The organism is Myxococcales bacterium, assembly GCA_016712525.1.
Taxonomy (GTDB): Bacteria; Myxococcota_A; Polyangia; order Polyangiales; family Polyangiaceae; genus JAAFHV01.
Window position 1 is genome coordinate 1,351,690 of record JADJQX010000007.1, and the last position, 12,043, is coordinate 1,363,732.

Genomic DNA, 12,043 nt, shown 5'->3' on the forward strand with positions numbered 1-12,043 from the left:
TGCTAAGAGCTTGGATTCGTGAGCCGAATTCCGTCCGATCCCGCCTTCGATCGCCTCGTCGCGACCTTCGACGACGTGCCGTCCGTGCTCGTCTGTTACTCGGGCGGCACGGACAGCGCGCTCGTGCTCGCCGTGGCGCACGCCCTGCGCGGCTCGAACGCCGTGGGGATGACCGCCGTGAGCCCGAGCCTCGCCCCCTCGGAGCGCGACGACGCGATCACCCTCGCGCGCGAGATCGGCGCCCGCCACGAGCTCGTCGCGTCGAGCGAGATCGACGACGAGCGCTACGCCCAGAACGGCGCCGATCGCTGCTTCCACTGCAAGAGCGAGCTCTATCGCGTCGCGGAGAAGAAGCAGGCCGAGTGGGGCCTCGCGGCGATCATGAACGGCACGAACACGGACGATCTCGGCGACTATCGCCCAGGCCTCGAGGCCGCGAAGAACGCGGGGGTGCGGAGCCCCTTCGTGGAGGCCGGGCTCGGCAAGGCGGAGGTCCGCAGGCTCGCCGCGCTGATGGGCCTCCGGGTCTGGGACAAACCCGCGGCCGCGTGCCTCTCGAGCCGCCTACCCTACGGCACGCGAGTGACGCGCGAGCGCCTCGAGCAGATCGCCACGTTCGAGGCGAGCCTCCGAGCGCTCGGTCTCCGTCAGGTGCGCGTGCGCTGGCACGGCCTCCCGGACGATCGCGGCGCCTTCGCGCGAGTCGAGGTCGAGAAGAGCGAGCTCGCGGCGGCGTTCGAGCAGCGCGAGGCGATCGTCGAGGCCGGCAAACGCGCGGGCTTCGTCTACGTGACGCTCGACCTCGAGGGCTACCGGGTGGGCAGCCACAACGCCGTGCTCGCGGGACGAAGCCTCCGCGTGCTCGCCTGAGATCGACGCGCGCGAAGCTGGTCGACCTGCCGACCAGCGCGACGCGATCGCGCGACGACGAGCGAGCGGGCGGGCGTGGTCGGATCGTCGACCATTGGCGGACCGCGATCCGAGGGGGACACTGAGGGGGTAACCGCATCGCTTCGGAGGTCACCATCATGAAGCTTCGTACTGCCGCGCTCCTCCCCATCGGTCTCGTGGCGTTCGCCGTGGGCGCTTGTGGCTCCGAGGACCTCGGGGACGCTTACACCGGCGCGAGCGATCGCACGGTCGTCGTGGGCGACGGCAAGCGCGCCGTGTTCGTGACCCCCGACGGCCAAGACTGCATCCAGGTCGGCGCCTCGTGCGTGAAGCCTCAGGACAAGTGCGGCGAGGGCGCGCGCGCCGACGTCATCGTCGACTCCAAGGGCAACGTCGTCGAGATCGTGTGCTACCCGCCGCTCGCCGAGGGCACACCTCCGAAGGACGCGCAGGGCGACGTCGATCTCGCGAAGGAGAACGGGGGCGTCGTGACCCTCGACGGGACGGCCGACGGCGCCGACATCACCGGCAACGTGTCGGCGAACGGGAACAACGTCACGGTCTACGGCCAGGGCGCAGGGTTGTCGGTCATCGGCGGGAGCGTGACCGCAGGAGGAAACAACTTCTCGATGCGCGGCACCACGGTCCAGAAGGACGTCACCATCAACGGCAACAACGGCACGCTGGTGCTGTCGGACGTCCTCGGCGACGTGACCGTCAACGGCAACAACGTCGTCATCGCCGAGTGCACCATCTTCGGGAAGCTCGTCATCAACGGCAACAACGCGAAGCTCGTCGCGAACCGCGTCGCGGGTGGCATCACCATCGAGGGCAAAGAGACGCTCTGCGAGTCGAACGTCGCCTTCTCGGACGCCAACGGCGACAAGGTCGTCACGTCCAACGAGCTCGGCGCGGCGTTGACCTGCAACGGCGCACAAGGTGGGAAAAAGTAGGACAGAAAGTTTCCCGAACGGGCACGATCCGTCCACGATCGGCCCGTGACGATGGTGCGCCCCGAAGACGTGACCCGGCCAAGCCTCCCCGCGGGGCCCGGGCTCGCGAAAGCCACGACGAAGCTCGTGCTCCACACGAGCTCGGTCCGCACGAGCGACGCCGTCTGGCGCCGAGCGTTCGACGCGGCCGATTCGGTGAGCGAAGGCGCTGTGCGCGACGAGGGCGGCCGGCGACGGTGGTACGGCTCGACGAGCCTCATCGTCCCGCTCCCGCCCGAGGCGACCGCGCCGTTCGCCCCCCACGACCTCGCCGCGCGCGACCTCCACGCGAGGCTCCGCGCGACGCGGCTCGCGCGGAACGAGGCCCAGTCCCGGGCCCCGGCCTCTCTCGGGCCCGTCCAGTGCGAGCTACGTTTTTTGCCCCATCCGCGGGGCCTGAGGGTTGACGTGGAGGTCGAGGCAGCCTTGATAGAGAGCCCGGGTCGCCGGCCTTCCGCCTCCGAGCCGTCGCCGTGACCCCGCCCTTCCCCATGCCCCGCAAGAACGAACCTCCGAAGCAGACGCCGCCGACGGCCGAGATCATCCGAGTGCAGTTCGGCAAGGGTGGTGGCCGCGTCCGCGAGGGCGAGCCCGAGCCGCGACAGTCGCGACAGGAGAGCCCCCCGAGCGAGCTCCACGAGACCGCCCACGGGACCGAGCCCCTCGCCGACGTGTTCACGGCGCGCGAGGTCGAGAAGCTGCTCGGGCTCGAGCCGAGGTTTCTCCGCTCGCTCGACCGCAACGGGATCGTGTCGCCCTCCGGCGTGCGAGGGCGGGCGCGCGCCTACACCTTCCAGGATCTCATCGCCCTGCGAGCCACGACGGAGCTGCTGCGAAGCCACGTCACGATCCGGGACGTCGCCAAGGCGATCGGGGCGCTGCGGAACACCTTGCCGAGGGTGACGCGTCCCCTCCAAGAGCTCCGCATCGTGAGCGACGGAGCGCGGGTCGTCGTGCGCTCCGATGGGGGCGCGTTCGAGCCGGTCACCGGCCAAATGATCCTCGATTTCCAGGTCAACGCGCTCCGCGACGACGTGGTCCGCGTGCTGCGCCCCGAGACGGCGAAGAGCCGATCGCGCACGGCCTACGATCTCTACGTCCGCGCGAGCGCGCTCGACGAGGACCCGCGCTCGTACGACGAGGCCGAAGCGCTCTACAAGAAGGCCATCGAGCTCGATCCGAAGCTCTCCATCGCCTACACGAACCTCGGCAACATTCGCTTCCGGCGCGGCGACGAGGCCGGCGCGGAGCAGCTCTACCGGAAGGCCCTCGAGCTCGACGAGCGCCAGCCCGAGGCCCACTACAACCTCGGCTACGTGATGCTCGAGCGTGGCCACGCCGCGCGCGCCGTGCCGTATTTTCAGCGCGCGATCCAGGCCGATCCGAAGTTTTCGGACGCGCACTTCAACCTCGCCATGGCGCTCGAGAGCATGAGCGAGAGCGGACGCGCGAAGACACACTGGCGCCGCTACCTCGAGCTCGAGCCGTCCGGCCCGTGGGCCGACGTCGCGCGGGATCACCTGCGCCGACGTGGCGATCCCTGACGGCCTCCCGCCCGGGCCACCGTTCTCTCGCGCCGAACGCTGATTTGGCGCCAAAGGGCGTAACCATCCCGCGCGTATTGCGTACGATCCGGGCATGACGACCTCTCGGACCTTCCTCGCGGCGCTCACCCTCGCCGCCGCTTCGGCCTTTGCCTTCGCCCCCACGGCCTCCGCGGCTCCGAACGCCGAGCTCAAGGACCTCATGAAGAAGCTCGGCGCCGCGACCTCGGCCGAGGACACGAAGGCCATGGCCCCGCTCCTCGCCAAGACGAAGGCCTACGGCAAGGCCGAGTACACGAAGTGGGCGGCCCTGTCGGACAAGGGGGAAGCAGCCGCGAAGGCGGGCGACCTCGCCGGCGCCAAGGCCACGTGCAAGGGCTGCCACGACGAGTACAAGGCCCCGTACAAGACCAAGTACGGCTCGAAGGCCCCCTGACCGAACCCGGCGTAACGCGAGGGCCTCCGCCTCCCTCAGAGACGCCGGTGGGTGAGGCAGGGCAGCTCCCGCCTCACGCGAGCCAGGTAGTCGAAGTCGAGCGTGGCCATCGCGAGGCCCGGGCCCTCCCCCGCTTGCGCGATCACGTCGCCCCATGGGTCGGCGACGAGGCTCTTGCCGTACGTACGCCGCCCCTTCGGGTGCGTGCCGTGTTGCGCGGCCGCGACCACGAACACCTGGTGCTCGATGGCCCGTGCGCGGAGGAGCACGTGCCAGTGGTCTTTTCCGGTCGTGAGCGTGAAGGCCGCGGGCACCGTCACGAGCTCGGCCCCGGCGTCGACGAGCTTCCGATAGAGCTCGGGGAAGCGCAGATCGTAGCAGACCGTCATGCCGACGCGACGGTCGCCGAACGGGGTGACCGAGACCTCGTCGCCGGCGAGCGTGGCGCGGCTCTCACGGAGCTCGGTCCCGTCGGCCAGGGCCACGTCAAAAAGGTGGATTTTTCTATACTTTCCGAGTACTTGCCCATCACGACCGACGAACACCGAGGTGTTGTAGGGGCGGTCCGGGTGGGCGCTCTTTTCGGGCATGCCCCCGCCGACGATGGCGACCCCGTGGGTACGCGCGAGAGACACGAGCGTCGACACGATGGGCCCCGTGCCGTCCTCGATCGACTCGGCGAGGGCGCACTTTTCGGCCTCTTCGCCGAAGTACGCGAAGTTCTCCGGGAGGACGACGAGCTCGGCGCCCGAGCGAGCCGCGAGGCCGACCCAATGCGTGACGTGCTCGAGGTTGTGGGCAAGGCTCGACTGGCTCGAGAGCTGAACGGCGGCGACACGCATCGTGGCGCGCTAGGCTAGCACTCGCGACGGCCTTCGGAGGGCCGTTCGCGCCGCCATGGATGCCTTGGATCTCCCGCCTCCCATCGTCGTCGTGGCGAGCTCGGCCTCGTCGCCGCGGGCGTATACGCGCCAGGTCCCCGACGGGACGTGGGCTTCAGGGGGGGTGAGGCTCGTCGTGGGCGTCCCGTTCGGCCCGCTCGACGGACCGCGGGCCGAGGCCGAGGTGGGCGTGGCCGCGCGCACGTGGTCCGAGGTGCCCTGCACCGGGTTTCGATTCGAGGTCGTGAGCGAGCGCGACGCCGCCCCGAAGACCGGCGACGGCAGAGCGCACGTGGTCTTTCACGACGGCTCATGGCCAGCGGAGCTGGTGCCGCGCGCCCTCGCGCAGACCGTGGTCGAGGTGGACGGGCGGGGAGCTCTCCTCGACGCCGACGTTCACGTCAACGGAGTCGACCATACGTTCGCCACCGACGGGCGCGACGGCGCGGTCGATCTTCGCTCGGTGCTCGTCCACGAGCTCGGGCACGTGCTCGGGCTCGGGCACACGACCGACACGACGGCGACGATGGCCGCGGCGATCTCGGGGCTCCGCGCGCGCACGCTCGAGGCGGACGACGAGGCCGGGGTCTGCGCGCTCTACGCGGGGCGAGGCGCGGCAGGCTGCCCCGAGGTGCCCTGCCCCGTCGACTTCTCGTGTTTCGCCGGGCGGTGCGAGCGACGAGGCACACCGCGCGCGGCCTGCGTCGGCTGCCTCCGCGAGCCCGGCGCGTGCGAGAACGCCGGAGGCGCGGCGCGCTGCACGGACGTCGGGGATGGGCTCGTGTGTACCCGCGCGTGCGACACCGCTCACCCGTGCGGACCTGGGCACACCTGCCGGCCCACCACCGAGGCCGGGGATCTCCAGTGTGTGCCCGACGACGGCTGCCGCGCGCTCGGGACGGCCTGCGCCGACGACACGGCGTGCGCCCCCTTCGTCTGCCGCGCCGGTCGGTGTGTCGGCCCCACCGTCGCCCGCCCCGACGCGGGCCCGGTCGACGCGGCGACACCTCCCCTTCCCTCGAGCGACGGCGCGGAGAGCGGATGCACCGAAGGGCCGCGCGCGGCCAACGGCGGCGCCATGCTCACCCTCGCGGCGTGGGTCCTCCTGGTCGCGCTCGGCCGGCGAACGAGGCTCGGCCGGGGACGATGACCGCCGCGCAGGCACGCCCTCCGCGTGCCCCACGAATGCAGGTCCCCGCGGGCGGGGCCCGACCCGATCAGGCCGAGGCCGACGCGCCCTCTTTGCTCTTCTTCTTGGCGTAGATGCCGTCGATCACCGACTGCCACTTCGCGAGCACCGCGCGGCGCTTCAGCTTGAGGCTCGGGGTGAGCATGCCGTTGTCGGTCGTGAAGTCCTCGGAGATGAGGGCAAAATCCTTTATCCCCTCGAAACCTTTGAACTTATCGGCGTACTTTTCGAGATCCGATTTGAAGAGCTCGCGCACCTTGGGCAGCGCGAGGAGCTTCTCGTCGTCGCTCTCGGAGACGCCGTGCTCTTGGCCCCACGCGCGCACCGCGGCGACGTTCGCCACGACGAGGCCCACGTTGTACGGGCGGTTGTCCCCGTAGACCATGACGTTCAGCACGAACGGCGAGAGCTTGAGCTGCTCTTCGATGGGCGTGGGGACCACGTACTTGCCGTTCTCGAGCTTGTACTGCTCCTTGATACGGCCCGTGATGAAGATGAAGCCCTCGTCGTCCACGCGGGCCATGTCGCCCGTGCGGAAGCCCCCGTCTTCGGTGAAGACGGCGCGGTTCTCTTCTTCGCGGTCGTGGTAGCCCTTCATGATGTTGGGCCCGTGCACGATGAGCTCGTTCTCGGGCGAGAGGCTCACCGTGATGCCCGGGAGGGGCTTTCCGACGCTGCCGATCTTGCGCGCGCCGGGGTAGTTCGCGCAGACGATGGGGCTCGTCTCGGTGAGGCCGTACCCCTCGTAGACCGTGATGCCGAGGCCGTCGATGAACTCGGCGACGTCCTTCGAGATCGCCGCGCCACCCGAGAAGGCGTACCGCAGGCGACCGCCGAACCGCGCGCGCACCTTGGAGAAGACGACCTTGTCCGTGAGGGCGAGCACGAGCCCTTCTTGGAGGCCGAGCTCCTCGCCCGCGCGCTGCTTGTTTCGCGCGGCGAGCGCCGCCTTGACCATGCCCTGCACGAAGCCGGGGCGCTCGGAGATCTGCTTTTGCACACCCGCGTAGATGCGGTTGAAGATTCGAGGCACGCTCATGAGGAGCGTGGGCTGCGTCTCGGCGAGGTTGTCGATGATCTTGTCGACCGACTCGCAGAGCGCGAGGCACGCGCCCATCGAGAAGAGCGCGTGGAGCTCGCACGTCTGCCCGAAGACGTGCGCCCACGGGAGGAACGAGAGCGACCGGTCGGCGGCGCTCATCGGGAATTTGTCGTGCACCGCGCTCACGTTGCTCGCGATGTTGTAGTGCGAGAGGCGGACGCCTTTGGGGTTGCCGGTCGTCCCGCTCGTGTAGATGAAGCCGGCGATGTCGTCCTTCGACGGGCGGATCGACGGGACCTTCTTGTCGGCGTTGAGCAGCGACTTGTACGGGACGATCTTGCCGTCGTCGCTCGCCTTGGTGGCCGGATCGAGGCTGACGACGTGGGTGAGGGCCGGGAGATCACCGACGAACGACTTGGCCTTCTCGACGATCGCGTCGGTCGCGCAGACGAGCACCTTCGCGGCGCAGTCCCTCGTGATGAACTCCCACTCTTTGGCGAGCTGCGCTTCGTACATCGGCACGAAGGCCGCGCCGAGCCCGTAGCAGGCGTACGCGAGCACGGCCCACTCGACCCGGTTGTTCGACACGATCGCGACGCGATCCCCGCGCACGATGCCGAGCGCGGCGAGCCCGGCGCGCGCGGCGTCGACCTGCTTGCCGAACTCGAGGTAGGTGGTCCAGACCCATACCCCGTTCTTCTTCGTGCCGAAGAGATCGTTCTCCGGGTAGGTGGCGATCGAGTTTTCGAAGATGTCGACGAGGGTTTCGAACTTGGGCATGGCGGACCTAAGGCTAGCGAAAAATGCCGACGCGGCACGGGAAAAACCCGCGCCGCGTCGAGGTTTACGAGAAGTAAGGAGAGCTTACTTCTTCTTCGCGGGCGCACCCTTTGCGGGGGCGGCCGCCGCGCCGGCCGGCTTCATGTCGGCCGCGCCGGGCATCTCGGTGTACTTCGCCTTGTCGCCGTGCGTCTTGCAGTCGTCCTCGGCCTTCTTCTTGACCGTGACGTAGGGCGCAGGCTTTTCGTAGCCGTAGCCGGCTGCGTAGAAGATCTTGCCGTCGTCGGCCTCGCACGTCCCGATGACGTTCTCGGTCGGGCACTTGCCCTCGCCTTCGGCCCACTTGCCTTCGCTGCCCTCGCAGTTCGACTTCATGATGCCGCCGTGGAGCGCGAGGGCCTCTTCGCAGGTCTTGAACTTGGCGCTCGTGCAGACGCCCTTCACCTTCATCGGCGGGAACTTGAAGTTCGCCGTCGGGGTGAACTTGCCCTTCACGAGATCGCTCTCGCAGTCTTTCTTGGCGTCGTCGAAGGTGCCGTAGCCGAAGATCTCGTCGGCGTCGGTCTTCGGGTAGTAGTACTCGGTCTCGCCCGACTCGGCGATCGCGCACGTGCCCAAGGCCTTCGCCCGGTCGCACGGCTTTCCGTCGCGCCACTCCGACTTGTGGTTCGGGTCCTTCAGGCCCTCGCAGAGGCCCTTCTGGAGATCGAGGCCGAGGCCCCCCTTGGTGAACTCGGTGCACTTGTTGGCGAGCTCGCAGCTCGCCTTGACGGCACCGCCGCCCGCGCTCTCCCCGCCGCCACCCCCGTCGCCGCCGGCGGCGCCATCTTTTTTGCCACACGCGGTGGTGGCGAGACCCACGAGCATCACGAGACCAAGCAGCGACAGCTTCTTCACGGGCGATCTTCCTCTCTCGAAACGGCGCGACGGCGCCGCACCTCGTTACGGGGCAGCAGGCGAAAACTTCCCCCCGATTTCGGGGGAAGAGACGCAATCTTTCTCGGCATCCGCGGCGGTGAAGCCGTGGGCTCCGACGGCGAGACCGTAGTAGTGGCGCACCTCGCCGTCGCTCATCGTACAGCGGCCCACCTCGTCCTTCGTCGGGCACCCGGCCTGGGCTCCCTCGGCGAACGTGCCTTTGAGGCCTTGGCAGAGGCCCTTCTCGAGGCCCATGGAGAGCTTCGCGTACTCGTTGCAGCTACCGACGACCGTGGTCATGTCGCACGACGCCACGACGCCGGCCTTCCCCGTCGTGGGGGCGGCGTCTTTCGGCGAGGAGTCGACGGGAGGGTCCTTCTTGCAGGCGACCGCCGCTAGGGCGAGAGCGAGAGCGAGGCCGAGCGCAGAGGTGAGGCGGGCCGGCCCGACGGCCGAAGAGACGACGTTCATGGGGGCTCCGGGGCGCGCAGCATACCGCCTCGCGGAAGCGGGTGCGGACAATTCGCCGGCACTTGCTCCGAGGAGTGCTAGACACCGCGCGTCATGTCCGGCCGCTACGTCGTCCAAACGTTCGGGTGCCAGATGAACGTCCACGACTCCGATCGCATGGAGGAGACCCTCCGCGCGCACGGATGGTCGCCCTCGGACGACGTCGAGAGCGCCGACCTCGTGGTCTTCAACACGTGCAGCGTGCGCGAGCGCGCCGAGCAGAAGCTGCGCAGCGAGGCCGGGAAGCTCGCCCCGCTGAAGGCCCGCCGCCCGGATCTGTGCGTCGCCGTGGCCGGCTGCGTGGCGCAACAAGAGGGCGAGAAGATCCTCGCGCGGATGCCCTACGTCGACATCGTGATCGGCCCGGACAACATCGCCGAGCTCCCCGCGCTCGTGCTCGATCACGCCTCGGGCGGCGTGCGTGTCGCGCGCACCGTGTTCGATCTCGACGCCCCTCGGTTCCTCGCCGCCGAGCCGCGCGGGGGCGAGGCGCCGGTCTCGGCGTTCGTCACGACCATGAAGGGGTGCGACGAACGGTGTTCGTTCTGCATCGTCCCCACGACGCGCGGCCCCGAGCGCTACCGCCCGTCGTCGGAGATCGTGGCCGAGGTCGCGCGTTGGGTCGCGGCGGGCGCCCGCGAGGTGACGCTCCTCGGGCAGACGGTCGACAGCTTTCGGGATCCCGAGCTGCCCCCGCCCGCGAGCGACGACCCGGACGAATCCCAATTTCCTGAGCTTTTACGAGCCATTGCGCGTGACGTACCAGGGCTCGTCCGCCTCCGGTACACGAGCCCCCACCCGCGGCACGCCACGGCGTCGCTCGTCGCGGCTCACCGCGATCTCGGGGTGCTCGCGCGCCACGTGCACATGCCCGTCCAGTCGGGCTCGAACCGCATGCTCCGGCGCATGATCCGGCGCTACACCCGCGAAGAGTACGTGGCGCGCGTGTTCGCCCTGCGCGACGCTCGAGCCACCCAGGGGGAGCCTCTCACCCTCTCGACCGACGTGATCGTGGGCTTCCCGGGCGAGACCGAAGAAGACTTCGAGGCGACGCTCTCGCTCATCCGCGAGGTCGATTTCACGCAGGTCTTCGCCTTCAAGTACTCGCCGCGCCCCGGCACCCCGGCCCTCAAGCTCGGGGACGACGTGTCCGAGGAGGAGAAGTCGTCGAGGCTCGCCCGGCTCTTCGAGGTCACCGAGGAGCTCGGACGGGCACACCTCTCGCGCCTCGTCGGCACGACGCAGAAGGTCCTCCTGCACGGCGCCAGCAAGGGCAAATCCGGAACGTTCGAGGGGCGGACCGAGCAGAGCTTCATCGTGCACGTCGAGGTGCCCGAGGGGCTCTCGCCGGTCGGCGAGGTCGTCGAGGTGATCGTCGATCGCGCCTACAAACACTCCCTCGCGGGCACGCCCACGGCGGATGCCCTGGCCCGCCTCCGCGCCGTGCCCCCACGAAAGGCGCCCGAGAAGCGCCGGAGGCTCTTGCCCCTCGCCCCCGAAGGTCACTGACCCATGCTCTACCGCTACAAAGACCGCCGTCCGTCGCTCGGCGAACGCGTGTATGTTGCACCCAACGCCGCCGTCATCGGCGACGTGACCCTCGGCGACGACGCGAGCATTTGGTTCTCGGTGACCGTGCGCGCCGACCTCGAGCCCATCCGCATCGGCGCGCGCACCAACATCCAAGACGGCTCGGTCGTGCACGTGACCGGGGGCTCGCACGGCGTCTCGATCGGCGACGATTGCACGGTCGGGCACATGGCGCTCGTGCACGGCTGCACCATCGGAGACCGGGTGCTCGTCGGCATGGGGAGCACGGTGCTCGACGGGGCCGAGGTGGGTGACGACGTCGTCATCGGGGCGGGCTCGCTCGTCACGCCTCGCACCAAGATCCCGCCCATGAGCCTCGTGATGGGGCGGCCGGCCCGCGTCGTGCGGACCCTCACCGAGTCGGACGTCGCGTGGGTGAAGGGCTCCGTGCTCGCGTACGTCGAGGGCGGGCGCACGTTCCGCGAGGACGTCGAGCCCATCGGCTGACGCCGGTCGCGCCCCTTCGAAACGAAAGAAGCCCGGGGGAGGAGCCCGGGCTTCGTTCGTTTCGGGGGAGGCCGTCGGCTCAGGCCGCGAGGTCGGCGAGGGCCGCCTGGAGGCGAGCCTGGATCTTGTGGCGCTTCGAGTAGACCGTCTTGACGCTGATGTTCATCTCGCGAGCGACGGCCTCGGGGGCGAGCCCCTCGACGAAGTAGAGCTCGGCGAAGGTGCGGTCCTTCTCGCTGAAGCCAGCGAGCGACTCGGCCGCGATGCGAGCCTGCTGGCCCTTGGAGGCCGCCTCGAAGGGGCACTCGGCGTCGGCCGCGAGCTCGAAGTCTTCCCCGATGGTCTCCTTGAGGGGCTCGCGCTTCACGTTGCGGAGGTGATCGTAGGCGCAGTTGATGGCGAGCATGCCGAGCCAGCTCGAGAAGCGGTGACCGCGCGTGCGGTCGAAGGAGCGGATCTTGTGCATGTCGTTCGCGAAGAGCGACACCATGAACGTCGCCTCGATCTCGCGAACGTCCTCTTCGGCGACGCGCGACGCGAAGCGGCGGGTGACCTTCGCGATGCAGCGGGTGATCATGCGGCCGTAGCGGGTCTGGACCTCGCGCCACGCGCCCGCGTCTTTGGCCACGAGCCCGGCCACGAGCTCCTCGTCGGTCGAGAACATGTCCAGCGTGCAGGGGGTTTTCGCGTGAGCCATCGTGACATCCTCCGAAGCGTCGCAGTGACGCGGTGACCACCCTTAAGCACCCACCGTGCCAAACGACGTCCTTCCATAAGTGCATGAAATCAAAGGATCTTGGTCGTGTGCCGTAACGCCGTACCG

At 69.2% G+C, this 12,043-nt stretch carries 13 protein-coding genes; 8 read left to right on the forward strand and 5 right to left on the reverse strand.

Features of this window, described 5'->3' with window-relative positions; genetic code table 11:
* Positions 1–18: 18 nt before the first annotated feature.
* The 5 genes from larE (at position 19) to IPK71_22840 (ending at position 3,863) form a co-directional block, all read left to right on the forward strand.
* On the forward strand, positions 19–870 hold the full coding sequence (gene larE, locus IPK71_22820) for an ATP-dependent sacrificial sulfur transferase LarE (GenBank protein ID MBK8216574.1): 852 nt from the start codon (positions 19–21) through the stop codon (positions 868–870).
* 158 nt (positions 871–1,028) lie between these two features.
* The gene (locus IPK71_22825; GenBank protein MBK8216575.1) at positions 1,029–1,844 is read left to right on the forward strand and encodes a hypothetical protein; all 816 of its coding nucleotides are present in this window, start codon (positions 1,029–1,031) and stop codon (positions 1,842–1,844) included.
* A 45-nt stretch (positions 1,845–1,889) separates the two neighbouring features.
* Complete coding sequence (locus IPK71_22830) at positions 1,890–2,360, forward strand: hypothetical protein (GenBank protein ID MBK8216576.1); 471 nt, start codon at positions 1,890–1,892, stop codon at positions 2,358–2,360.
* A gap of 14 nt (positions 2,361–2,374) precedes the next feature.
* On the forward strand, positions 2,375–3,427 hold the full coding sequence (locus tag IPK71_22835) for a tetratricopeptide repeat protein (protein MBK8216577.1): 1,053 nt from the start codon (positions 2,375–2,377) through the stop codon (positions 3,425–3,427).
* 94 nt (positions 3,428–3,521) lie between these two features.
* Positions 3,522–3,863, forward strand: coding sequence for a hypothetical protein (locus tag IPK71_22840; protein ID MBK8216578.1), 342 nt, complete (start codon positions 3,522–3,524; stop codon positions 3,861–3,863).
* A gap of 35 nt (positions 3,864–3,898) precedes the next feature.
* On the opposite strand, the gene IPK71_22845 is transcribed toward IPK71_22840, so the two are convergent.
* Positions 3,899–4,705, reverse strand: coding sequence for a carbon-nitrogen hydrolase family protein (locus IPK71_22845; GenBank protein MBK8216579.1), 807 nt, complete (start codon positions 4,703–4,705; stop codon positions 3,899–3,901).
* A 55-nt stretch (positions 4,706–4,760) separates the two neighbouring features.
* On the opposite strand from IPK71_22845, the gene IPK71_22850 reads away from it, so the two are divergent.
* Positions 4,761–5,894 (forward strand): matrixin family metalloprotease, encoded by a 1,134-nt coding sequence (locus tag IPK71_22850; protein ID MBK8216580.1) that lies wholly within the window; start codon positions 4,761–4,763, stop codon positions 5,892–5,894.
* Positions 5,895–5,961: 67 nt separating this feature from the next.
* Here the strand turns inward: IPK71_22850 and IPK71_22855 are convergent, their stop codons facing one another.
* From IPK71_22855 to IPK71_22865, 3 genes are all read right to left on the reverse strand, one after another.
* Positions 5,962–7,755: a long-chain fatty acid--CoA ligase gene (locus IPK71_22855; protein ID MBK8216581.1), complete on the reverse strand. Its 1,794-nt coding sequence runs from the start codon at positions 7,753–7,755 to the stop codon at positions 5,962–5,964.
* 84 nt (positions 7,756–7,839) lie between these two features.
* Entirely contained in the window at positions 7,840–8,652 is an 813-nt protein-coding gene (locus tag IPK71_22860) for a hypothetical protein (GenBank protein ID MBK8216582.1), read from the reverse strand.
* Between the two features lie 45 nt (positions 8,653–8,697).
* Complete coding sequence (locus IPK71_22865) at positions 8,698–9,144, reverse strand: hypothetical protein (GenBank protein MBK8216583.1); 447 nt, start codon at positions 9,142–9,144, stop codon at positions 8,698–8,700.
* Positions 9,145–9,237: 93 nt separating this feature from the next.
* On the opposite strand from IPK71_22865, the gene miaB reads away from it, so the two are divergent.
* Both miaB and IPK71_22875 read left to right on the forward strand, forming a co-directional pair.
* Positions 9,238–10,692, forward strand: a complete 1,455-nt coding sequence (miaB, locus tag IPK71_22870; protein MBK8216584.1) for a tRNA (N6-isopentenyl adenosine(37)-C2)-methylthiotransferase MiaB — start codon at positions 9,238–9,240, stop codon at positions 10,690–10,692.
* Positions 10,693–10,695: 3 nt separating this feature from the next.
* Positions 10,696–11,220 carry a gamma carbonic anhydrase family protein gene (locus IPK71_22875; GenBank protein ID MBK8216585.1) on the forward strand — a complete coding sequence of 175 codons (525 nt, stop codon included), beginning with the start codon at positions 10,696–10,698 and terminating at the stop codon, positions 11,218–11,220.
* A gap of 79 nt (positions 11,221–11,299) precedes the next feature.
* Here IPK71_22875 and IPK71_22880 read toward each other — a convergent pair whose 3' ends face one another.
* Complete coding sequence (locus IPK71_22880) at positions 11,300–11,917, reverse strand: sigma-70 family RNA polymerase sigma factor (protein MBK8216586.1); 618 nt, start codon at positions 11,915–11,917, stop codon at positions 11,300–11,302.
* Positions 11,918–12,043 lie beyond the last annotated feature (126 nt).